Source organism: Prescottella subtropica (assembly GCF_005434945.1).
GTDB lineage: Bacteria > Actinomycetota > Actinomycetes > Mycobacteriales > Mycobacteriaceae > Prescottella > Prescottella subtropica.
Window position 1 is genome coordinate 148,074 of record NZ_SKCH01000006.1, and the last position, 22,052, is coordinate 170,125.

Below are 22,052 nucleotides of genomic sequence, written 5' to 3' on the forward strand. Positions count from 1 at the left end.
ATGGTCATCATGAGCAAGCAAGACGTTGTGAAGACGAACGGCGCCCAGCGTGAACCCCGCGACACCTCGGCGGTCGGCCTGAACCCGGTCAAGCGGGACGCGATGGGCGCCGCCATGCGGATCCTGACCCGGATCACCGGGTCCGATCTGGCCGAGAAGTACAACCTGCGGCAGGTCATCGACCGCGTCACGTACGAGGGCACCAAGACCGGCTTCAAGACGCTCGGTGCCGCGACCCGCACGTTCAACCAGGTGTCCGGCGGCGGCGCGCCCAAGCGTCTGCCCGACGGTGCCGCCAAGAACGCCGGCTACTTCGACCTCACCCCCACCGACGAGCAGCAGATGATCGTCGACACGGTGCGCGACTTCTCCGCCGAGATCCTGCGTCCGGCCGCGCACGACGCCGACGAGGCCGCCGCCGCCCCCGAGGATCTGTCGAAGCGTGCCGCCGAGCTGGGCATCACGTTGATCAACATTCCCGAGGAGTTCGAGGGGGTGGCGTCCGAGCGGGGTGCCGTCACCAATGCGCTCGTCGCCGAGGCCCTCGCGCACGGCGACATGGGCCTGGCGCTGCCGCTTCTCGCGCCGAGCGGTGTCGCGGTCGCGCTCACCCAGTGGGGCACCGACGCGCAGCAGCAGACGTACCTGCCCGCGTTCGCCGGTGACGACGTCCCGGCCGCCGCGGTCGTGGTGAACGAGCCGCGGGCCCTGTTCGATCCGTTCGCGCTGCAGACGAAGGCTGTGCGCTCCCCCAGCGGCTACAAGCTCAACGGCGTCAAGTCCCTCGTGCCCGCCGCGGACTCGGCGGAACTGTTCGTCGTCGCCGCCGAACTCGACGGCCGTCCCGCGTTCTTCCTCGTCGAATCCGACACCAAGGGGGTCGTGATCGAGGCGGACCCGAGCATGGGCCTGCGCGCCGCCGGCCTGGGCCGGCTGCTCCTCACCGACGTCGCGGTGCCCGCGTCGGCGATCCTCGGCGACGGTGACGCCGACCAGCGGGCCCGCGAGTACGCGGACGCGATCCGGCTGGCCCGCCTCGGCTGGGCGTCGCTCGCGGTCGGCACGAGCCAGGCCGTCCTCGACTACGTCATCCCCTACGTCAACGAGCGGGAGGCGTTCGGCGAACCGATCAGCCACCGGCAGGCGGTGGCGTTCATGGTCGCGAACATCGGCATCGAACTCGACGGCATGCGCCTGGTGACGCTGCGGGGCGCCTCCCGCGCCGAGCAGGGCCTGTCGTTCGCCCGCGAGGCTGCGCTGGCGAAGAAACTCGCCTCCGACAAGGGCATGCAGATCGGGCTGGACGGCGTCCAACTGCTCGGCGGCCACGGCTTCACCAAGGAGCACCCGGTGGAGCGCTGGTACCGCGACCTGCGAGCCGTCGGCGTTGCCGAAGGCATCGTCCTCATCTGACGCCGACCCGATCCGTTCACAGGAGATCCCTCGATGATCAATCTCGAACTTCCCAAGAAGCTGAAGGCCTCGGCGAACCAGGCCCACCAGGTCGCCGCACAGATCCTGCGTCCCGTGTCCCGCAAGTACGACCTCGCCGAGCACGAGTACCCGGTCGAACTCGACACCATGGCCGCCATGGTGGAGGGCCTGAACGATTCGGGGCAGGGCGCGTCCGGTGCCGCCCTGGGTCGCGGTGACGCCCCGTCGATCATCGGCAACGCCAACGGCGGCAACATGGCGTCGCTGATGAACGTCATCGAAACCTGTTGGGGCGACGTCGGTCTGACCCTGTCGATCCCCTACCAGGGTCTCGGAAACTCGGCGATCGCCGCGGTCGCCACCGACGAACAGCTCGAGCGGTTCGGCAAGGTGTGGGCGTCGATGGCCATCACCGAACCGAGCTTCGGCTCCGACTCGGCGGCCGTCACCACCACCGCCGTCCTCGACGGCGACGAATGGGTCCTCAACGGCGAGAAGATCTTCGTCACCGCCGGCGAGCGCTCCAGTCACGTCGTGGTGTGGGCGAGTGTGGACAAGTCGAAGGGTCGTGCGGCGATCAAGTCGTTCGTCGTGCCGCGCGACGCCCCCGGACTGTCCGTGGCCCGCCTCGAACACAAGCTGGGCATCAAGGCGTCCGACACCGCGGTGCTGCTCCTGCAGGACTGCCGCATCCCGAAGGACAACATCCTCGGCAGCCCGGAAGTGAACGTGGAGAAGGGGTTCGGCGGCGTCATGCAGACGTTCGACAACACCCGACCCATCGTCGCCGGTATGGCCATCGGCCTCGGCCGGGCCGTGCTCGAGGAGTTGCGCGGCATCCTCGAAGACGCCGGTGTGGAGATCTCCTACGACATTCCGGCGAACAACCAGCACGCGGCGGCCGCCGAGTTCCTGACGATGGAGGCCGACTGGGAGGCCGCGTACCTGCTGGCGTTGCGCGCCACGTGGATGGCCGACAACAAGCAGCCCAACTCGCTCGAGGCGTCGATGTCGAAGGCGAAGGCCGGACGCACCGGCACCGCCGTGTCCCTCAAGGCCGTCGAACTGGCCGGCACGTACGGCTACTCGCAGCGCCCGCTGCTCGAGAAGTGGGCCCGTGACAGCAAGATCCTCGACATCTTCGAGGGCACCCAGCAGATCCAGCAGCTCATCATCGCCCGTCGCCTGCTCGGGAAGAGTTCGGCGGAACTGAAGTAGCCGGATCGGCACCGGCGTCGTCCCCGTCACTCGGTTCTAGTGGCGGGGACGTTCTCGTTGCACCGACCGGCCGATCCGGACTTGACAGCCCCCGCGGCAATCCTGGATATTTTGGACTCAGGTTGCCCTCAGTTTGGGTAGTCTGACCTAATTCAGCCTGCTGGATGTCGTCTCTCCCCGAGGAGTGCCCTGCCGTGCGATACCGTTCTGCGTCGATAGCGCTGCTCGCCAGCCTGGCCCTTGTCGGCGGCGTGACCGCGTGCGGCAGCGACACGTCCGTCACCGCCGAGACCACGTCGGCGTCGGCCACTCCGGCCGAGACCACGGCGAAGCTCGAGGCTGCCCTCGCCCAGTTCCCCGACACCCCGTCGCGGACGGTGGTGACGGCGTCGGTGCCGCTCGCGGAGGTTCTCACGCTCCTGGACGTTCCGGTCGCGGGCGTTCCGTCCACGACGACGCAGCAGCTGCCCGCCGCACTCGACGGTGCAGCACGCATCGGCACGGTCAAGGCACTCGATGTCGAGAAGATCGTCGGTCTCACCCCGGATCTGGTGATCGGGTCGGAGAGTTCGCGTAGCTCGGTGGAGGCCAGCCTGGCGTCGACCACGACCCCGGCGGCGTTCCTCGCCACCGAGAGCTTCGGCGATCTGCGGTTCGCGGTCCAGGTTCTGGGTTCCGCGTTCGACCGCGCGGACCGTGCGGACGAGGTCGTCGCGAACATGGATCGGCATGCCGCAACCCTGTCCGACGCCGGTGCGGCGGTCGACGCCCCGAAGGTCCTGGTCCTGATCGGCGCCGCCGACTCCTTCATGGTGATGAACGACAAGTCGTTCCTCGGCAGCCTCATCGATCTGTCCGGCGCGGACAACGTCGCAGTCTCGGCGCTCGGTGCGAAGGAAGTCTTCAGCGCGGTGAACCTGGAGAACATCATCGCGGCGGCCCCGGATGTGGTGCTGGTGCTGCGCTCCGGTGACGTCGCCGCCGGCCAGGCCGCGTTCGATGCCGAGGTCGAGAAGAACCCGGCATGGAAGGGACTGCCCGCGTACACCAACGACCGCATCCACGTCCTCGACTACTCGACGTTCGGTTACACGTCGGTCACCGGCCTCGACCAGGCCGTGCCCACGCTCTCGGGTGTGCTCTTCCCGTGAGTTCCCCGGCACCCGTACGCACGTCGTCACCGGCATCCGCCTCGTCCACCGCGCCGGCCTCCGCCGCGTCTGCCCCCTCCCGGTCGCGGGCGAGGTGGGCGCTGCCCGCCGCGTGGGTCCTGCTCGCCGTCGCGACGATCGTCAGCCTCGGTCTCGGCAGCGTGCACATCTCGCCGGGCGAGATCATCGGGATCCTCTCGGGGAGTTCCGACGGCGGCTCGCTGAGCACGATCCTGTGGGACGTGCGCATGCCGCGGGTGCTGCTCGCACTGTTGGTCGGGTCGGCGATCGCGGTCTCGGGTGCGCTGCTGCAGACGGTGATGGGCAACCCGCTCGCCGATCCGGGCCTGACCGGTGTCACGAGCGGCGCGGCGTCCCTCGTCCTGGTGATCCTGCTGGCCGCCCCGGCCTACCATTCGATGATCCCGATCGCGGCATTCGTCGGCGGTGTGATCGCCGCGGCCGTCGTCTACGCACTGGCGTGGCGCCGCGAGGGCATCAAACCGCTCAACATCATCCTGGCCGGTGTCGCGGTCAACGCCCTCGCCGGCGCGTTCATCGGCTACCTGTCGCTGCGCTACAGCGACCGTCTACCGGCCGCGATCCAGTGGATGAACGGCAGCCTCGCGGCCAAGGGCATGAACTCGGTGTGGATGATCCTGCCCTACACCATCATCGGGCTGCTGGTCTCGCTGCTGTGCATCCGGTCGGCGAACGTGATGCGTCTCGGCGACGACGTCGCCCGTAACCTCGGCGAGGGCGTCAACCTCACCCGCATCCTGCTGTCGCTGGTGGCCGTGTTCCTGGCCGCGATCGCGGTGGCGGCCGTCGGGATCATCGGTTTCGTGGGCCTGGTCGTGCCGCACATCGCGCGGATGATCGTCGGATCGAACCATGCGGTGCTCATCCCGATGAGCATCGCCGTCGGCGCGCTGCTGGTGCTGGTGTCGGACACCGTGGGCCGGACCGTGTTCAGCCCCACCGAGATTCCCGCCGGCATCATCATGGCCGCGATCGGCGCCCCCTACTTCCTGTACCTCATGCGTCGGCAAGGGGTGTAGCGCGATGTTGCTCGAAGCCCACGACCTCGGCATCTGGTACGGCGACAAGCAGATCGTCCACGACGTCTCCATCGCGGTCGGTTCGCAGGAAGTGGTCACGCTGATCGGACCCAACGGGTCCGGGAAGTCCACCATCTTCAAAGCCCTGGGCGGCCGGCTCACACCCCGCACCGGGACTGTCCTGCTCGAGGGCTCCGACATGGCGTCGTGGTCGTCGCGGCGGCGCGCGCAGGCGATCGGCATGCTCAACCAGAAGAACACGGCACCGACCGACATGACGGTGCGGGAGCTCGTCGGCTACGGCCGGCACCCGCACCGCCGCTGGTACGAGCGCACCACCGCCGAGGACGGCGAGGCCGTCGACTGGGCCATCGCGCACACCGAACTCAAGGGTCTCGCGGACCGTCCCGTCGCGGAACTGTCCGGTGGTGAGGCGCAGCGGGCGTGGCTCGCGATGGTGCTCGCGCAGCGTCCCCGCGTCCTGCTGCTCGACGAGCCGACGACGTACCTCGACATCGCGCACCAGCACGAGGTCCTCGAGGTGGTCACCTCCCTGAACCGCACGCTCGGCATCTCCGTGCTGATGGTGCTGCACGACCTGAACCAGGCCGCGACGTTCAGCGACCGGATCGTCGCCCTGTCCGGGGGACGCGTCGTCGCCGACGGCACCCCCGGCGAGGTCCTCACCCCGGACCTGATCCGGGACGTGTACGGCATGGAAGCCGAGGTCGAGGAGCACCCGACCACCGCACACCCCAGAATTCACCTGGTTCGACGGCAGTGGAACGTTGCCGTCACCGTCCCTACCCTCGAGGAGAGCTGATGCTGACCGACGCACAACACGACAAGGCACTGGACGACTACCGGGCGTTCCTCGCCACGCGCAAGACCGTCGTGATCGCGACCCAGGACGAGAACGGTGACCCGTTCCTGTCGATCGCTCCGTTCGTCGTCCACGACGGTGGCCTCTACGTGTACGCGAGCGAGGTCGCGGACCACTACCGGTACCTGCGTGACGCGAACACCGTGCGGGTCCTGATCCACGCCGACGAGTCCGCGTCCGGCAACGTCTTCGGTGTGGAGCGGGCCAGCTTCGTGTGCACCGTCGAGCAGAAGCCGGAAGAGGGCCACGACGCCGTCTTCGAGAAGTTCGCCGACCACACCAACGCCAAGCTGGTCGAGACGCTCCGCGGCCTCGACTTCCACCTGTTCCGCCTGACCCCGCAGGACGGCCGCTACGTGGTCGGCTTCGGCAAGGCATTCGAGGTCAGCTTCGACGGCACCCGCTTCGATCACGTCGTCATCGACAAGAAGCCGGCTGCCGCAACCAACTGACGCACCGGTGTCCACTGTGGCCAGGCTCGCTCCCGAGCCTGGCCACAGTGCTGTTCAGGATCGGGTCGGCATGAGGTTCGACCGTCCGGCGACGACGGGGATCCACGACGCCGCCAGCAGCGCCGTGCCCGCCCATTCGACGAGCAGCCCGTACCCGATGCTGCCGGTGCCGGTGACCCGGGCGGCGTGCTGCGACCAGTAGGTGAGCAGGCCGAGGACGGTGCCGACGGTGACGCCGGCCATCGCGATCCACGCGAGCATCCAGCGCCGGGTCCACACCGCGAGCGCGGAGAACCCGATCCCGAAGACGACCACGAACCACGTGAACAGCCGTGCGAGGGAGGCGACCTCGTGGTGGCCGCCGGCGAGGACGTGCCATGCCCGCAGTCCGTCGACCTGCGGAGCGGCCAGCGCGATCAGCAGGACCGCGACGGTCGCGGTGATCACCGGGCCGCGGCCCCGCGGGTCGACCTCGCGGGCCACCTTCGCCTCGATCGCGGCGAGTTCACGCCGCAGCAGCGAGAGGTCGTCGCTCATCTGCTCACACCGGTCGAGTTACGGCTGCATTCACACACGCCCTCGACCCTAGCCACCACGACGTTCCGGGCGATATCCGCCCACATGTGACTGATTTCACCACTAGTCTGGGGCTGTCGCCGTCGAGGGGAGCCGCCGTGCAGGACGTTCTGACGAAGATCACCGACATGTTGCGTGCGGTGTGCGTGATGGGCCGGTCCGGACTGATCCCGTTTCCCCGTGTCGACGAGGGCATCGTGCTGCTGCGCGCCGTCGACCGGTACGGGCCGTTCGCCGGCGCCGTCCACGCGCACGCCTCGACCGGGCGGGACCGGGTCGCCCTGATCGACGAGCGGGGGCCGCTCACCTACCGTGAGCTCGAGGAACTGTCGAACGCGCTGGTGCGGGGGTGGCGGGCCGCGGGCATCGGCGCCGGGACGTGCGTCGGCGCGATGTGCCGCAACCACCGCTATCTGGTGGTGACGATGCTCGCCGCCGCGAAGGCCGGGATCCGGCTGGTGCTGATGAACACCGGATTCGCCCGCCGCCAGCTCGCCGACGTCGCGCAGCGGGAAGGTGTGCGGCACTTCGTGTTCGACACCGAATTCGCGGACGTCGCGGACGCGTTGCCGTCGGACGTCACCCCGCTGCTGGCGTGGGTCGACGGCCCCGTCCGCACACCGCCGGCCGAGGAGCCGGTCCGCACCCTCGACGATGTGATCGACGGCCGGTCCACCGCCTCGGTGCCGGCCCCGGACGAGCCGGGCACGTTCATCCTGCTCACCAGCGGCACCACCGGCACCCCGAAGGGGGCGCCGCGCGGGCACACGTCCCCGTTCGTGACGGCCCAGTTCCTCGACCGGATCCCGTTGCGGCCCAATCAGATCCTTGTCATGCCGGCGCCGGCGTTCCACGGCACCGGACTCTCGCAACTGGCACTGGGGTTGGCGCTCGAGAACACGATCGTGCTGTCGCGCCGCTTCGACCCGGAGGCGACGGTCCGACTGCTCGCCGAACATCGGGCCGACACGCTCGTCCTGGTGCCGACGATGCTGCAGCGGATCGTCGACCTAGGACCGGAGGTGCTGTCCCGCTACGACACGTCGAACCTGAAGGTGATCTTCGCGGCCGGGTCGTCGCTGTCCCCCGACCTGTGCATCCGCACCCAGCAGGCGTTCGGGAAGGTGCTGCACAACTTCTACGGGTCCACCGAGGTCGCCGCCGTCACCGTCGCCACCCCCGACGATCTCGAGCGTGCCCCCGGCACCGCGGGACGGGCACCGGCGACGTGCCACATCGCCCTGATCGACGACGCCGGACGGAAGATCACCGCACCGAACGTGGTGGGACGCATCTTCGCGCGCAGCGGCCTGAGCTTCGCCGGTTACACCGACGGCCGCGACAAGGAGCGCATCGACGGCATGCTCTCCACCGGCGACGTCGGCCACTTCGACACGGACGGACTACTGTTCGTCGACGGCCGCGACGACGACATGATCGTCTCCGGCGGCGAGAACGTGTACCCCCTCGAGGTGGAGAACGTCCTCGCCGAACGCGCCGACGTCCTCGAGGTCGCCGTCGTCGGGGTCGCCGACGACGAGTTCGGGCACCGACTGCGCGCGTTCGTGGTTCCGGCACCGGGGTCGGCACGCGACGCCGACGACATCCGCTCCCACGTCAAGGCGAATCTGGCCCGCTACAAGGTGCCACGGGACGTCGTGTTCGTCGACGAGCTTCCCCGCAATGCGACCGGGAAACTGCTGCGCCGGGTGCTGGTGGAGACCGACGGCGAGACGCACTGAGCACCGGCAGACATGCGAAAACCCCCGCCCTGAATCAGGACGGGGGTTTTCGAGTGGTAGCGGGGACAGGATTTGAACCTGCGACCTCTGGGTTATGAGCCCAGCGAGCTACCGAGCTGCTCCACCCCGCGATGCATGAACGAAGTTACACGAGCGGTGGAACGGAAGGCAAATCGCCTGTACGCGGACCGGATCGACATCCGTGCCGACGCTGAGCGCCCCGCCGAATGTGGTGCAGTTCACGAAATCCCGGTAATCCATCTCACGTAACGGGTATGTAACACTCCCGTCGCGACTCGCCAATGGGTGCGTTCGACCTGCGAAAACTCCGCCGGAAGTCGAAAATTCACAAACCATCAAGTCTGTTTTTTCGATGTGACTCCCCCCCGAACCCTGTCGTACGTTCGTTACCGGCTCGTGACGAACGAGCCCGCAACCGACCGACCCGGCGCTGCCAGCACTGCCCCCGCGGGACCGGTACGACACATCCGTCGAGGGGCAGGGACGCGAAGATCGCACGCCCGGGACGAGAACCACCGTCCTGCCGGCCGCTCGCGTCGCGCAGGAGAGGATTCACCCCGCATGACCATCAGCATCACCGCGCGCAGCATCGGCCTCGCCGCCGTCGCCGGCGCCATCGTCACCGCCCCACTCGCCCTCACCACCCCCGCCGCATCCGCCGCCACCCACAACTGGGACGGCGTCGCACAGTGCGAGAGCGGCGGCAACTGGGGCATCAACACCGGCAACGGCTACTACGGTGGCCTCCAGTTCTCGCAGAGCACCTGGACCGCCAACGGCGGCACCGGCTCCCCGCACGGCGCGTCGAAGGAAGAGCAGATCCGCGTCGCCGAGAACACCCTCGTCTCGCAGGGCCCCGGCGCCTGGCCGCACTGCGGCAAGTACCTGACCGTCGCCGAGCCCGCCCCGATGCCCGCGCCCGTCGAGCCCGCCCCGGCACCCGCCCCGGCGCCCGCCGTCGTCGCACCGCAGCCCGCGGCGACCGCCGAATACCTCGACCATGTCGTCGACGTCGCCCGCGGACTCGCCGAACAGCACGGTGTCGCCGACCAGTTCCAGCAGACCCTCGACACCCACGGCCACGTCCTCGGCGACATCAAGGCCGCGCTGACGAAGTAGTCCCCCGTAACAGCTGAAGGGACCCTTTGTGCGCTGTGAGCGCACAAAGGGTCCCTTCAGCTGTCGGCGCGGGAGTGCGCCTTCGTCCGTCGCCGGGCGGGTTACCCGCCGGCGTTCTTGTATGCCTGGACGGCCTTCTGCAGTTGTTCGAGGGCGTCGCCGTAGGCCTTGAAGTCGCCGCTCTGCTGCGCCGACTGGAGCGTGGCGAGCGCCGAGTCGAGCTGGGTGATCGCGGCGGCCTTGTCGGCGGGCTGTCCGGACGGGGTCGGCGTGGGCGGCGGGGTCTGGCCTTCCGCTTCCGGTGCGGGCGGCGGGGTTTCACCGCTGGGTGCGGTGGCAGCGTTGCCTGCGCCGGAGCCGAACACCTGGTCGAGTGCTTCGGCGAGGGTCGGCGCGTAGCCGACGCGGATGCCGGTGGTGTCGGTGAAGCTGACCATGATGCGGGCGAGCTGCGGGAACGCGTTGGTCGCATTCTTCCGCTGCGTGTAGATCGGTTCGACGTAGAGGATGCCGCCGTCGCCGATGGGCAGGGTGAGCAGGTTGCCGTAGATCACCTTGTTCGCCTGACCGAGCAGTGCCAGCTCACTGGCGACCTTCGTGTTCGACGTCATCGTGGACTGCGCCTGCTGCGGGCCCTGGGTCTGGGTCTCGGTGGGCAGCTGCAGGACCCGGAACTTGCCGTAGTGCTCGGGATCGGACTGCACCGAAATGTATGCCGCGAGCAGTTCCCGGTTGAAGCCCTCCATCGGGCTGGTGAGCACGAACTGGGGCTTGGCGGTGTCGGGGTTGCCGGACAGCACGTAGTACGGCGGCTGGTTCTTGTCGGTGTCGACCGTCGGATCACTGGGAACCGACCAGAACGCGTTGTTGCTGAAGAACACCGCCGGGTCGTCGACGTGGTACTTCCCGAGCATCTGACGCTGCACCTTGAACAGGTCCTCCGGGTACCGGAAGTGTTCCTGCAGGTCGGCGGAGACGTCCGACTTGGGCTTGACGGTGTCGGGGAAGACACCCATCCACGCCTTGAGGACCGGGTCGTTCTCGTCGACCTGGTAGAGGGTGACGGTGCCGTCGTACGCGTCGACGGTGGCCTTCACCGAGTTACGGATGTACGAGACTTCCTGCTTGGGCAGCATCCGACCCGGGGTCTGGTTGGTGGCGCTGTCCTGGACCAGTCCGTCGAGCGACGACCGCTGCGCGTACGGGTAGTTGTCGAGCGTGGTGTAGGCGTCGACGATCCACTGCATCCGGCCGTCGACGACCGCCGGGTACACGGCGCCGTCGGTGGTCAGCCACGGCGCGACCTTGTTGACGCGGTCGGCGGGATCCCGGTTGTAGATGATCTTCGAGTCGGAGCCGATGGCACCCGAGAACAGGATGTTGCGTTCGGTGTACTTGCTCGCGAACGCCAACCGGTTGAACCAGTTGCCGATACCGACACCGCCGCCACCGGTGTAGGTGTAGTTCTGGCCGTCGATGTCGTATTCGCGGGGGGCGCTGCCCGGGTCGCCGCCGACGATCGCGTAGTCGGCGTCGGACGCGGCGATGACCGGTCCGTAGTAGATCCGCGGGTTCTCCACCTCGAGCGCCTTGTCCGTCGGCTTGGTGGTGAGGTCGCTGACGCTGTAGATCGGGTAGCCGCCGGTGTTGTTCTGGGCGTCGCCGCTGACGGCGGTCACCTGGTTGGCGTAGGCCGCGACGAAGCCGTTGCCGTGCGTGTACACGGTGTGCTTGTTGATCCAGTCCGCCTGGTTGTCCTGCAGGCTCGACGGGGACAGTTCGCGGGCGGCGACGACGAAGTCGCGGACCTGACCGTCGACCTCGTACCGGTCGATGTTGAGCGATTTCGGGAACGCGTAGAAGTTCTTGAGCTGCTGCTGCGCGGTGAACGTCGGGGAGAGCACGTTCGGGTCGAGCAGGCGGGTGTTCGCAATGGTCGTGACATCCGCCGGCACGTCCTTGGGCTGCTTCACGGATTTCCCGGAGTAGTCGACGTAGTCGACCATGTCGTCGGTGATCCCGTACGCCTGCCGGGTCGCCGCGATGTTCCGTTCGATGTAGGCGCGTTCCTTGTCGGCCGCGTTCGGCTTGACGGAGAACTGTTCGACGATCAGCGGCCACACGGCGCCGACGAGGATCGACGAGAACACGAGCAGGGCGACGGCCATCGCGGGGATCCGCAGGTCGCGCAGGAAGATCGCCGCGAAGAACGCGATCGCACAGATGATCGCGATCGACATGAGGATCAGCTTGGCCGGGAGCACCGCGTTGATGTCGGTGTAGCCGGCGCCGGTGAACGTGGGTTCCTTGCGGCTGCTGGACAGCAGCGCGTACCGGTCGAACCAGTAGGACACGGCCTTGAGCAGGACGAACGTGCCCGCGAGGACCGCGAGCTGGACGCGGGCGGCCCGGGTCAGGGCGCTCTGCCGGTTGCCGAGGCGCAGGCCACCGAAGATGTAGTGGGTGACCAGGCTCGCGAAGAACGCGATGACCACGGCGACGAACAGCCAGTTGAGGACGAACTGGTAGAACGGCAGCGAGAACGCGTAGAAGCCGATGTCCTTACCGAACTGAGGGTCGGTGACACCGAACGATTCCCGGTTGAGGAACAACTGCACGATCGACCAGCCGGCCTGCCCGACGAGGCCGGCGAACAGTCCGATGACGACCGGGATACCGATCCCGAACAACTTCTGCCGCGCCATCACCGACGTGCGGTAGCGCGCGACGGGGTCGTTGGCGCCGGGTGACGGCAGGAACATCGGCCGCGACCGGTAGGCCAGCAGCAGTGCCAGCCACACGATCAGTCCGACGACCAGTCCGACGACCAGGAACAACACGATCCGGGTGACCACGACCGTGCTGAACACGCTGCGGAAGTCGACTTCACCGAACCACAGCCAGTCGGTGTAGACGTCGACGAACCGGGGGCCGAACAGCAGCAACGCGGCTGCGATCAACGCCAGGATCAACAGCACGCGTGTGCGTTTCGACAACGAAGGTAGTCCGGCGGGGGGCCTCATGCCCACGTGCCACTCTCCCTACAAATCCGGCGACGCCTTCGCGCCGCAGCCAATGCACCGTCCAGCGTCACCAGAGAGTGACCGTTTCGTCCCACTCTACGTGCCGAGGGTCCGTCGCGGGCGCCATGACCGACGGGCGTCGACGCGAACCCCTGGTGCAAGGATAGGGAAGTGATGGATAGCAATGGTGTGTTCTCCGGGGATGGCCCGGTCGGCGGCGGGTCGCACGTGAGCCGATCCGACGAATCTCTGCGCCGATGCGTGCACGAGGTGATCGATTTCGTCGACGGCAACGGGTGGGGTCGGCCGCCGGTGATGTTCGCGCTCGTACCGACCGCGCTGATCGCGGCGGCGGAGCCGTCACTGCTCGATCAGCTCGACGACGGCGCCGAGCTGACGCCGATCGAGCAGGAGTCCCTGCCCGACGACGTCGAGGGCGGCTCCCCCGCGCTCGACGAGTTCCTCGCCACCACCAGTTGGCCGTCCGAGATCGTCGGCTGTGTCCTGGTGCAGGAGATCGTGGTCCTGCCGCCGGCCGCCGAACTCGAACTGGACTCCGCTGTCGACGAGGCCGCGGCCCCCGCCCTGTCGGATCGGCACACCGCCGACGAGGCCGCCCGGACGGCCGCCGAGGGGCACCCGGACCGTCGGGAGGCCCGGCTGATCGCCGCGGTGCTGCGGGACGGTCCGTCGATCGCGTTGCTGCAGCTGCGTCCCACCGACGACGACGATCCGTTCGCGGGACTGGAACTGCGCACCTACGACAACCTCGCGCCCGGCGTGGTGTCCGCGCTGTACGCGACACTCGAGGCGGACCCGGACCTGTAGGACCCGGAGGTCAGCAACTGGGGGCGGGGGCTCCGACGTCGATCGCGTCGAGGGCGTCCACCGCGCCGGACAGGGTCTCGACCTTCACCAGGTCGAGACCCTCGGGCCGGGTGGCGACGGCCTCGTCGCAGTTGTTCGCGGGCACCAGGAAGGTCGTCGCACCGGCTTCCCGTGCGGCGACCATCTTGAACGGGATGCCGCCGATCGGCCCGACGTTGCCGTCCGGGTCGATGGTGCCGGTGCCGGCGACGAAGCCGCCGCCGTTGAGTTCGCCGGTGCTCAGCTTGTCGACGACCGCGAGGCTGAACATCAGTCCGGCCGACGGTCCGCCGATGTCGGCGAGGTTGAACGTGACGGTGAACGGCACGTCCGGCACCAGCACTGCATCGATCCCGAGATAGCCCTTGCCCGTGCCGGCGTCGTCCGGGCGGGAACCGAGGGTGACCGGCGTCGTCGACTCGACACCGTCGCGGCGGTAGGTGATCTGCACCGGGGTGCTCGGGGCGGTCGCGCCGATGACGTCCTGCAGCGTGGTGAGGGAGTCGACGACGATGTCGTTCACCCTCAGGATCAGGTCCCCCTGCTTCAGGACGGCCGCGGCCGGTCCGTCGTCTGCGACGGTCGTCACCTCGAGCGCCACCGGCTCGCCGAGGAACCGCAGGGCGGCCAGTTCGGCGCTGTTCTCGGATTTCCGGAACTGCCGGGCGTTCTCCTGCTGCACCTCGTCCTTCGTCTTCTGCGGCGGATACACCTCCTCGCGCGGGACGAGTCCGTGCCGGCCGCTCGCCCACAGCCCGAGCGCGTCGAACAGCGACAGGTTGCCCCGCACCGCGACGGTCGTCATGTTGAGGTTTCCGCTGGTGGGGTCGAGATCGATACCCTCGATGTCGACGACGGGCCGGCGCTGGATCGTCCCGTCCACGTCGACGTCCGCCTCGCCGAGAGTGTTGATCGTCGGGCCGGGACCGAGCGCGACGAACGGCACCTTCACCGTCGTCCCGAGTACCCCGAGAGCCACCACCGGGGCCAACGCTGCCAGCAAGGTCACCATCCGTCGGTTCACCCGGCCAGAATAGAGGCCGCGGGGAATCCTCCGGCGCGGGCGTTCGCCGTCAGCGTGATCGCTGTGGGAGCCATCGGGCGTGTCGCCTTGTACCGTTGAAACCATGAGCGATCTGCCCTTCGGCTTCTCCAGCCCCGACGACGACCCGGACCGGAAGAAGGACGCGGGCGGCAACCAGGGCGGCGCGTCCGGTCAGCCGTTCGGGTTCGATCCCAGCGCGTTCGGCCTCGGTGGGGCCGGCGGCCCGGGCGGCGGCAACTTCAATCCCGCCGATCTCGGCCAGATGCTCACCCAGTTCGGGCAGATGCTCAGCGGCATGGGTAGCGCGATGGGGCAGGGCGGACAGTCCGGTCCCGTCAACTACGAGGTCGCCAAGAACCTGGCCCGTCAGCAGATCGGCACGGTCGCCCCGATCACCGAGGGCACGACGTCCGCGGTGTCCGACGCCGCCCGTCTCGCGGAGCTGTGGCTCGACGGTGCGACGACGCTGCCGGCGGGTGCGACCCGCACGCTGGCGTGGACGGCGAACGACTGGCTCGACGGCACCCTCGACACGTGGAAGCGGCTGTGCGATCCGGTGGCCCAGCAGGTGTCCGGGATGTGGGTGCAGGGTCTGCCCGAGGAGGCCCGGTCGATGATCGGGCCGATGGCCGGGATGCTCACCCAGATGGGTGGTCTGACGTTCGGGTCGCAGCTCGGTCAGGCGCTGGGACAGCTGTCGAAGGAGGTGCTCACCTCGTCCGACATCGGTCTGCCGCTCGGCCCCGCCGGCGCGGCCGCACTGCTGCCGGCCGCCATCGAGGCGTTCAGTGAGGGCCTCGAGCAGCCGCACCGCGAGGTGCTGGTGTTCATCGCGGCCCGCGAGGCCGCCTACCAGCGGCTCTACAGTCACGTGCCGTGGCTCCGGCAGCGTCTGCTGTCGACCGTCGAGGACTATGCGCGTGGCATCAAGATGGACTTCTCGGCCATCGAGGAGGCCGCGCAGGGTCTGGACCCGTCGGCGCTGACCGATCCGTCGCAGATCGAGAAGATCCTGTCCCAGGGCGCGTTCGAACCGCAGACCACCCCGGAGCAGAAGCAGGCCCTCGAACGGCTCGAGACGATGCTCGCGCTCGTCGAGGGCTGGGTGGAGACGGTGGTGTCGGAGGCGCTCGGCGACCGACTGCCCGGTGCGGCCGCCCTCACGGAGACGCTGCGCCGCCGCCGCGCCACGGGCGGCCCGGCCGAGCAGACGTTCGCGACGCTCGTCGGTCTCGAACTGCGGCCCCGCAAGGTCCGGGAGGCCGCGCAGTTGTGGCGGCGCCTCACCACCGACACCGGCATGGACGCCCGTGACGGTGTGTGGGCGCATCCGGATCTGCTGCCCGACGCGTCCGACCTCGACAACCCGGCCGCGTTCGTCGACCGGATCCTCGGGGGCGGTACCACCGACACGTTCCACGATCCGATCGCGCAGCTCGAGCAGACCGAGGCCCGTGAGCGCGAGGAGAAGAAGCGTGAGGGCGGCGACTCCGCGAGCTGACCTGGGTCAGTCTCCCTCGCAGTCGGCCTCGTCCAGGTCGGCGAGGTCCGGCTGCCGGGTGACCGCCGCGTACGCCTCGAGATAGCCCACGGCTCGTTCGGCCTTCGGGTAGCGGTGCACCTGCGCCCAGAAACGGTCGTTGTGGCCGCCGAGAACGTACAGGTGCACGAGTTCGTGGACGAGTACGTAGTCCAGCACGTACGACGGCACCGTCTGCAGCAGTTCGCTGACGCGGACGGTGCCGTCGTGCGGTGTGCACGACGCCCACCGCGTCCGCATCGGCGGCACCCACCGCACCGACACCGGGCGGGCCGCCCCGCCGAGCCAGCGCTGCGACAGCAGCTGTGCGCGGTCGGCGAGGTCGGTGTCACTGTGTTCGACACGGCCGGCGCGGGAGGCGGCCCGCCGGTCGGCCCGGTCCAGTTTGCCGATCATCTCGGCGACGAGGTCGTCCTCCGCCTGCGGCGACAGTCCGGCGGGCACGAGCACGATCACCTTGTCGCCCTCGCGGCGGGCGCTGACGGTGCGTCGGCGGCGGGCACTGCGCCGGATCTCCACGTCGGGACTCTCTGTCACGAACGATCACGTTATCCCGCCAATCCTTCCTGGATGGCAAACTCCCAGATCAACCTGGGTTTCACCCTGTGGATAACCCACTCCTCCGCCCCGGCGAGCGGTGTCGCGTCTGCGATCGTCGAGCCATGACGCAGGCACCCGTGAGACGACATTCCCGGCCCGCACTCGATCCGCGGCTGCCGATCCTGATCCGGCCGAGCGGCCGGGTGCAGATCGGCTGGGATCCGGACACCGCGCTGATCCTCACCCCACCGGACGGGGTGGACGCCGCCGCACTGGTGTCGGTGCTCGAGTTGCTCGACGGCCGGACGCCGCGGCCGACGATCGTGTGGCGGGCGGTCGAGCGCGGGATCGCGGCCGCCGACATGTCGACGCTGCTGAGCGAGTTCGCCGAGGCGGGGCTGCTGCGGCCCGAACCGGTCGCACCCGACGACACCCGCACGATCCGGGTCCACGGGCGCGGCCCGCTCGCCGACGCGATCGCCGCCGGGCTGGTCCGTGCACCGGTGCGGGTGCATCGTTCGACGCACTTCACCACCGACACCGACGTCACTCGGTGGAACTGTCTGTGCGTCGTCCTCACCGACGATCTCGTCGCCGATCCGCGACTCGTCGACGCCCTGTTCGCGGCGGGTGTCCCGCATCTGCAGGTGCGGCTGCGGGACGGCCGGGGAATCGTCGGTCCGCTGGTGCTGCCCGGTCGCACGAGTTGCCTGCGGTGCGCGGATCTGACGCGCTGCGCCGTCGACGACGAGTGGCCGCACGTGGCCGCACAACTGCTGGGCCGGGTCGGCTATGCGGGGCCGGCCGCGGTGCTGGCGACGGCCGCGGTGGCGTTGGGTCAGCTCGAGAAGGTGCTGTCCGGGGTGGCGCATCCGGCCCCGGCGACCCTGGACGCAACCCTGGAACTCGACCTCGACGAGCACCGTCTCGCGGTCCGTCCGTGGCCCCGCAATCCACGGTGTACCTGCTCACGCTTCTTGGACGAACCCGAGATTCTTCGGTCATGATGGTCGGGTGCCCGATATCCCCCGCAGAAGTACCGCCCGCACCGCCAAGCTCGCGAGTATTCCGCTGGGTATCGCCGGGCGGGCCGCGATGGGGTTCGGCAGGAAGCTGACCGGCGGTGACCGGGACACGATCGACGCCGAACTGACCGCGAAGGCCGCCGAACAGTTGTTCACCGTGCTCGGTGAACTCAAGGGCGGTGCGATGAAACTGGGGCAGGCGCTGTCGGTGATGGAGGCCGCGGTCCCCGCCGAGTTCGCCGAACCGTACCGGGAGGCGCTCACCAAACTGCAGGCCGAGGCGCCGCCGCTGCCCGCGAAGCAGGTGCATCGGGTGCTCGATCAGCAGCTCGGCACCCGCTGGCGGGAACGGTTCCGCGAGTTCGACGACTCCCCCACCGCGTCGGCCAGTATCGGGCAGGTGCATCGGGCGGTGTGGTCGGACGGCCGTGAGGTGGCCGTCAAGGTGCAGTATCCGGGTGCCGACGAGGCGCTGCGGGCGGACCTGAAGACGCTGTCCCGGTTCGCCGGCCTGTTCACGTCGATCGTCCCCGGCACCGACGTCAAACCGGTTCTCGACGAGCTCAGTGCCCGCACCGAGGAGGAACTCGACTACCGGATCGAGGCCGACAACCAGCGGGCGTTCGCGAAGGTGTTCGACGGCGACCCGAAGTTCGCGGTGCCGCGGGTCGTCGCGAGTTCCCCCAAGGTGGTGGTCACCGAGTGGATGGCGGCGACACCCCTGTCGGCGATCGTCACCGGCGGCACCACCGAGCAGCGCAACACGGCGGGCGCCCTGCTCGCCGAGTTCCATTTCGTCTCCCCCGCCACGGTGGGCCTGCTGCACTGCGATCCGCATCCGGGCAATTTCATGCTGCTCGGCGACGGCAGGCTCGGCATCATCGATTTCGGCGCCTGTGCACCGATGCCGGACGGGTTTCCGCCGGTGCTCGGCAGGATGGTCCGGCTCAGCCTCGAGGAACGGTTCGACGAGCTGACCGAGTTGTTGCGCTCAGGCGGTTTCGTGCTGCCCGGTCGCACCGTCACCGACGTGGAGATCGCGGACTACCTGCGCCCGTTCACCGACCCCATCCGGACCGAGTCGTTCCACTTCACGCGGGCGTGGCTGCAGAAGGCCGCCGGGACGGCCACCGACCTGCAGGGCTCGCATTTCCGGACGGCCCGCGCCCTCAACCTGCCACCCGAATACCTGATGATCTTCCGGGTGCTCCTCGGCTCGGTCGGCATCTGCGCACAACTCGACGCCGAAGCCCCCTACATGGGGATCCTCAGCACCTGGCTGCCCGGTTTCACCGACGACGGCACCGTGGCCGAATGTCACATCGGTTCGGTCTGACTGAACGCGTGTGACATTCGGCCACAGTGGTGGGTGTCAGGCGCACACCAGTGTCGCGTCCCGGCTCGGGGGCACCGGATGTTTCCGGGGTCTTCCCCGGGGCCGTTTGCAGGCGATGACGGCCCCCTGGTCGAGGATCTCGCCGCCCCACACACCCCACGGTTCACCGCGGTCGAGGGCGGCTGTGAGGCAGCGGGTCCGGATCGGGCAGTCGGCGCACAACTGCTTGGCGCGTTCGAGGTCGGCGGGGGTCTCGGCGAACCACAGGTCGGGGTTGTCGCCGGTCCGGCAGGGCAGTTCCCGGCGTGCCGAGCGGACGGCTCCCAGCCCGTTGGACACGGTGTGGTTCACATTCTGTACTCGGCATGTCGCGGTAGACACGTCGTCTCCTCTGTTTCGTTCTCGGCGGATGCCGGCTGTCGTGGGTTTCACGAACCGCGGGTGATGGCCGGGAGCGATGCACGCTCGAAACACGAAGGCCACGGTTCGCTGTGCGCGATCCGTGGCCTGGGGAGGTCGGGCGGAGTGTCTACCGAACGACGGTTCGGTGTCGGTTCCGGGCCACGGATGCGCGGGCGGCTGCTGCAACTGCTGCTGCGCGCGGGCGGGGTGCGTACGGTGCTGCCGCTGCGACACTCGCGGCGGCCCTGTCGGCCGCGGGGAGGGAGGCGCATGCGACTGCGGGCACCGATGCACGTGCTGCTGCGTTCACCACAGTTGCGTTCCGATCGTTCATCGTTGCCACCTCCCTTTCATCTCGTCGCCGACAGGACATACCGGCCGGGCCGGCGATCTAGCACCGCACACGGGTCGCCCCGTGGCATGCGTTCCAGGTTATGGGACCCGCCCGGACCGCACAACTTATTTTCTACCTGCGGTTTCGTGCTCCCGACACCGGGAAGTCGGTCTCCTGCCACGATCCGTTCAGTCGACGTATTTAGCGTCGCGAATCATGGCAACCTCCCCGAAACGCATATCCGATTTCTCCCGCCGTCACTTCCTGGGCCTGTCCGCGGGCGCCGCGGGAATAGCCGGTGCCGCAACACTTCTCCCGCCGTCGATGGCTGCCGCCCTGGCCCGGCCGCGGGCGGCCGGCTCTCTGGACGACGTGGAGCACGTGGTGGTGCTCATGCAGGAGAACCGCTCGTTCGACCACTACTTCGGGACGCTGCGCGGGGTGCGCGGTTTCGCCGACAACTCGGCGCTGCCGGGGGTGTTCGAGCAGTCGGGGGTCCGCCCGTTCCGGGTGCGTGACGCCGCGAACCGCGGCGAGCTGTCCGTCGAGTACATCGCGTCGCTGCCGCACGGCTGGCCGGACGGGCAGCAGGCGCTGAACGGCGGCCGGTGCGACGGCTGGATCGGGGCGAAGGGGCAGGCCACGATGGCGGCCTACGACCGTGTCGACATTCCGTTCCAGTTCGCGCTGGCCGAGACGTTCACGCTGTGCGACGGCTACTTCAGCTCGTGCCCCACCTCCACCAGCCCCAACCGCAACTACCTGTTCTCCGGTACGACCGGCGACGAGCCCGGCGGCGGGCGCGCCGTGGGCAACGCCGCCTACGACTCGAACCATCCCGGCTACGGCTGGCGGACCTACGCCGAAGATCTGCAGGACGCGGGCGTCGACTGGCGCGTCTACCAGGAGTGGGACAACTACACCGACAACAATCTCGACTTCTTCCGCAGCTTCCGCGACATCGGGCGCAGCGCGGTGGCGACCGCCGGGGAGATCGGTGGAGACGTCAACGGATTCTTCGAGGGGCTGCTCTCGGGTCTGGGCGCCGGGCCCGCCGACGCCGAGCGGGTGCGCCGGGCGGACGCGGTCCACGCGGCCGCGGCGGCTCTGCCGGCCGCGCAGGCCGAGCTCTACGACCGGGCGCTGCACCGCGGCGAGCCCGGTTCGCTGGCGCGGCGGTTCCGCGCGGACGTCGAGGCCGGGTCGCTGCCCGCGGTGTCCTGGATCGTCACGACGGCCGCCGACTCCGAGCATCCGTCGGCGTCGTCGCCGATCCAGTCGTCCACCATCACCTACCAGCTGCTCGACGCGCTCGCGTCGTCGCCGGAGGTGTGGCGGAAGACGGTGGTGCTCATCATGTTCGACGAGTTCGACGGCTACTTCGACCACGTGGTGCCGCCGCTGCCGCCGACCGGGGAGCCCGGCGAGTGGAACGGCGTCCTGCCGATGGGCCTGGGGTTCCGGGTGCCGCTCACGGTGATCTCCCCGTGGTCGGCGGGTGGGCGGGTGTGCTCCGAGGTGTTCGACCACACGTCCGTCGTCCGGTTCCTCGAGCAGGTGACCGGCGTGCCGTGCGGCAACATCTCCGATTGGCGGCGACGGGTGTGCGGGGATCTCACGGCCACCCTGGACTTCTCTGCGTCGACGGGCCTGACGCTGCCCGCACAGCCGGGACCGGTGCCGGTGTTGGAGAAGCGATGGAAGGCCGAGCCGGGCGGCGAGGTCCCGGTCCAGGAGACCGGCACGGCCACCGCCCTGCCCACGCCGTACCGGCTCGCCGCGGACGTCGTCGACGGCGCGGTGCATCTGGTCAACGAGGGATCGTCCGCGGCGGTGTTCGGGGTCTTCCACGGGGCCGAGGTGGCGCATCGGACGGTGACCGGACGCGAGATCGTGCCGCTGCCGGCGGGCACCGAACGGGTCGTCGTCACCGGCCCCGACCGGTTCCTCCGCGATCTGCGGTTCCCGGCGGGCGGGTCGAGCGCCCGTGTGCAGCTCGATCACCGGGCCGGGACGATCACCGTGGACGGGCGTGATCTGACGACGACGTCGGTGCGCGACGGCTGGTACGAGGTCACCGTCCCCGGGCCGGTCGGCGGCCAGTACTACACGGGCCGGCTCGAGAACGGGAAGCCCACACGCACCAGCCCGTTCCGCAGCGACGGGCAGACACCGGAACCGGCACCGGGGACCGGCTCGACGGTCACCGGATCGGTCGACACCGGCTCGGTCGGATTCGGTTCACTCGGATCCGGTTCGCTCGCCGGCGCATAGCGGACGCGG

General features: G+C 69.1%; 18 protein-coding genes and 1 tRNA gene. 13 read left to right on the forward strand and 6 right to left on the reverse strand.

Going from position 1 to position 22,052, the window contains the following annotated elements; all coding sequences use genetic code 11:
* The 6 genes from E0497_RS08620 to E0497_RS08645 all read left to right on the forward strand — a co-directional run bounded on the left by E0497_RS08620 (position 1) and on the right by E0497_RS08645 (position 6,199).
* A complete protein-coding gene (locus E0497_RS08620; protein ID WP_137724377.1) occupies positions 1 to 1,413 on the forward strand; it encodes an acyl-CoA dehydrogenase family protein in 1,413 nt (470 codons plus the stop codon).
* A 33-nt stretch (positions 1,414 to 1,446) separates the two neighbouring features.
* Positions 1,447 to 2,652: an acyl-CoA dehydrogenase family protein gene (locus E0497_RS08625; RefSeq protein WP_137724378.1), complete on the forward strand. Its 1,206-nt coding sequence runs from the start codon at positions 1,447 to 1,449 to the stop codon at positions 2,650 to 2,652.
* Positions 2,653 to 2,846: 194 nt separating this feature from the next.
* On the forward strand, positions 2,847 to 3,803 hold the full coding sequence (locus E0497_RS20680) for an ABC transporter substrate-binding protein (protein WP_161987401.1): 957 nt from the start codon (positions 2,847 to 2,849) through the stop codon (positions 3,801 to 3,803).
* Complete coding sequence (locus E0497_RS08635) at positions 3,800 to 4,864, forward strand: FecCD family ABC transporter permease (RefSeq protein ID WP_206663629.1); 1,065 nt, start codon at positions 3,800 to 3,802, stop codon at positions 4,862 to 4,864. Before E0497_RS20680 ends, E0497_RS08635 begins: the two co-directional genes overlap by 4 nt.
* A gap of 4 nt (positions 4,865 to 4,868) precedes the next feature.
* Positions 4,869 to 5,687 carry an ABC transporter ATP-binding protein gene (locus E0497_RS08640; RefSeq protein ID WP_137724381.1) on the forward strand — a complete coding sequence of 273 codons (819 nt, stop codon included), beginning with the start codon at positions 4,869 to 4,871 and terminating at the stop codon, positions 5,685 to 5,687.
* Positions 5,687 to 6,199 carry a HugZ family pyridoxamine 5'-phosphate oxidase gene (locus E0497_RS08645; protein WP_137724382.1) on the forward strand — a complete coding sequence of 171 codons (513 nt, stop codon included), beginning with the start codon at positions 5,687 to 5,689 and terminating at the stop codon, positions 6,197 to 6,199. Before E0497_RS08640 ends, E0497_RS08645 begins: the two co-directional genes overlap by 1 nt.
* 54 nt (positions 6,200 to 6,253) lie before the next feature.
* Here the strand turns inward: E0497_RS08645 and E0497_RS08650 are convergent, their stop codons facing one another.
* On the reverse strand, positions 6,254 to 6,736 hold the full coding sequence (locus tag E0497_RS08650) for an Rv2732c family membrane protein (RefSeq protein ID WP_137724383.1): 483 nt from the start codon (positions 6,734 to 6,736) through the stop codon (positions 6,254 to 6,256).
* A gap of 167 nt (positions 6,737 to 6,903) precedes the next feature.
* On the opposite strand from E0497_RS08650, the gene E0497_RS08655 reads away from it, so the two are divergent.
* Positions 6,904 to 8,517, forward strand: a complete 1,614-nt coding sequence (locus tag E0497_RS08655; protein ID WP_206663630.1) for an acyl-CoA synthetase — start codon at positions 6,904 to 6,906, stop codon at positions 8,515 to 8,517.
* A gap of 54 nt (positions 8,518 to 8,571) precedes the next feature.
* On the opposite strand, the gene E0497_RS08660 is transcribed toward E0497_RS08655, so the two are convergent.
* A tRNA-Met gene (locus E0497_RS08660) sits at positions 8,572 to 8,648 on the reverse strand.
* 451 nt (positions 8,649 to 9,099) lie between these two features.
* On the opposite strand from E0497_RS08660, the gene E0497_RS08665 reads away from it, so the two are divergent.
* A complete protein-coding gene (locus E0497_RS08665) occupies positions 9,100 to 9,657 on the forward strand; it encodes a transglycosylase family protein (protein ID WP_137724385.1) in 558 nt (185 codons plus the stop codon).
* 101 nt (positions 9,658 to 9,758) lie between these two features.
* On the opposite strand, the gene E0497_RS08670 is transcribed toward E0497_RS08665, so the two are convergent.
* Positions 9,759 to 12,680, reverse strand: coding sequence for a UPF0182 family protein (locus E0497_RS08670; protein ID WP_170312913.1), 2,922 nt, complete (start codon positions 12,678 to 12,680; stop codon positions 9,759 to 9,761).
* 174 nt (positions 12,681 to 12,854) lie between these two features.
* Here E0497_RS08670 and E0497_RS08675 point away from each other — a divergent pair, with 174 nt between their 5' ends.
* Positions 12,855 to 13,508, forward strand: coding sequence for a PPA1309 family protein (locus tag E0497_RS08675; protein ID WP_241665794.1), 654 nt, complete (start codon positions 12,855 to 12,857; stop codon positions 13,506 to 13,508).
* Between the two features lie 10 nt (positions 13,509 to 13,518).
* Here the strand turns inward: E0497_RS08675 and E0497_RS08680 are convergent, their stop codons facing one another.
* A complete protein-coding gene (locus E0497_RS08680; protein ID WP_194150309.1) occupies positions 13,519 to 14,571 on the reverse strand; it encodes a YlbL family protein in 1,053 nt (350 codons plus the stop codon).
* A 103-nt stretch (positions 14,572 to 14,674) separates the two neighbouring features.
* Here E0497_RS08680 and E0497_RS08685 point away from each other — a divergent pair, with 103 nt between their 5' ends.
* Positions 14,675 to 16,093 (forward strand): zinc-dependent metalloprotease, encoded by a 1,419-nt coding sequence (locus E0497_RS08685; protein WP_137724387.1) that lies wholly within the window; start codon positions 14,675 to 14,677, stop codon positions 16,091 to 16,093.
* Positions 16,094 to 16,099: 6 nt separating this feature from the next.
* Here E0497_RS08685 and E0497_RS08690 read toward each other — a convergent pair whose 3' ends face one another.
* A complete protein-coding gene (locus tag E0497_RS08690) occupies positions 16,100 to 16,669 on the reverse strand; it encodes a M48 metallopeptidase family protein (protein WP_241665795.1) in 570 nt (189 codons plus the stop codon).
* Positions 16,670 to 16,794: 125 nt separating this feature from the next.
* Between E0497_RS08690 and E0497_RS08695 the strand changes: the two genes are divergently transcribed.
* Together E0497_RS08695 and E0497_RS08700 are read left to right on the forward strand one after the other, a co-directional pair.
* Positions 16,795 to 17,679 carry a hypothetical protein gene (locus E0497_RS08695; protein WP_137724388.1) on the forward strand — a complete coding sequence of 295 codons (885 nt, stop codon included), beginning with the start codon at positions 16,795 to 16,797 and terminating at the stop codon, positions 17,677 to 17,679.
* Between the two features lie 7 nt (positions 17,680 to 17,686).
* Positions 17,687 to 19,033, forward strand: coding sequence for an ABC1 kinase family protein (locus E0497_RS08700; RefSeq protein ID WP_137724389.1), 1,347 nt, complete (start codon positions 17,687 to 17,689; stop codon positions 19,031 to 19,033).
* Positions 19,034 to 19,069: 36 nt separating this feature from the next.
* Here the strand turns inward: E0497_RS08700 and E0497_RS08705 are convergent, their stop codons facing one another.
* Positions 19,070 to 19,372, reverse strand: coding sequence for a WhiB family transcriptional regulator (locus E0497_RS08705; RefSeq protein ID WP_170312920.1), 303 nt, complete (start codon positions 19,370 to 19,372; stop codon positions 19,070 to 19,072).
* Positions 19,373 to 19,985: 613 nt separating this feature from the next.
* Here E0497_RS08705 and E0497_RS08710 point away from each other — a divergent pair.
* On the forward strand, positions 19,986 to 22,043 hold the full coding sequence (locus E0497_RS08710; RefSeq protein WP_137724391.1) for an alkaline phosphatase family protein: 2,058 nt from the start codon (positions 19,986 to 19,988) through the stop codon (positions 22,041 to 22,043).
* Positions 22,044 to 22,052: the final 9 nt, after the last annotated feature.

What these genes read in the sequence shown, in the direction of transcription:
- E0497_RS08620 (WP_137724377.1), top strand. Translation starts at nt 1, where the DNA reads ATGGTCATCATGAGCAAGCAAGACGTTGTGAAGACGAACGGCGCCCAG.
- E0497_RS08625 (WP_137724378.1), top strand. Translation starts at nt 1,447, where the DNA reads ATGATCAATCTCGAACTTCCCAAGAAGCTGAAGGCCTCGGCGAACCAG.
- E0497_RS08640 (WP_137724381.1), top strand. Translation starts at nt 4,869, where the DNA reads ATGTTGCTCGAAGCCCACGACCTCGGCATCTGGTACGGCGACAAGCAG.
- E0497_RS08645 (WP_137724382.1), top strand. Translation starts at nt 5,687, where the DNA reads ATGCTGACCGACGCACAACACGACAAGGCACTGGACGACTACCGGGCG.
- E0497_RS08650 (WP_137724383.1), bottom strand. Translation starts at nt 6,736, where the DNA reads ATGAGCGACGACCTCTCGCTGCTGCGGCGTGAACTCGCCGCGATCGAG.
- E0497_RS08655 (WP_206663630.1), top strand. Translation starts at nt 6,904, where the DNA reads ATGTTGCGTGCGGTGTGCGTGATGGGCCGGTCCGGACTGATCCCGTTT.
- E0497_RS08665 (WP_137724385.1), top strand. Translation starts at nt 9,100, where the DNA reads ATGACCATCAGCATCACCGCGCGCAGCATCGGCCTCGCCGCCGTCGCC.
- E0497_RS08670 (WP_170312913.1), bottom strand. Translation starts at nt 12,680, where the DNA reads ATGAGGCCCCCCGCCGGACTACCTTCGTTGTCGAAACGCACACGCGTG.
- E0497_RS08675 (WP_241665794.1), top strand. Translation starts at nt 12,855, where the DNA reads ATGGATAGCAATGGTGTGTTCTCCGGGGATGGCCCGGTCGGCGGCGGG.
- E0497_RS08685 (WP_137724387.1), top strand. Translation starts at nt 14,675, where the DNA reads ATGAGCGATCTGCCCTTCGGCTTCTCCAGCCCCGACGACGACCCGGAC.
- E0497_RS08695 (WP_137724388.1), top strand. Translation starts at nt 16,795, where the DNA reads ATGACGCAGGCACCCGTGAGACGACATTCCCGGCCCGCACTCGATCCG.
- E0497_RS08710 (WP_137724391.1), top strand. Translation starts at nt 19,986, where the DNA reads ATGGCAACCTCCCCGAAACGCATATCCGATTTCTCCCGCCGTCACTTC.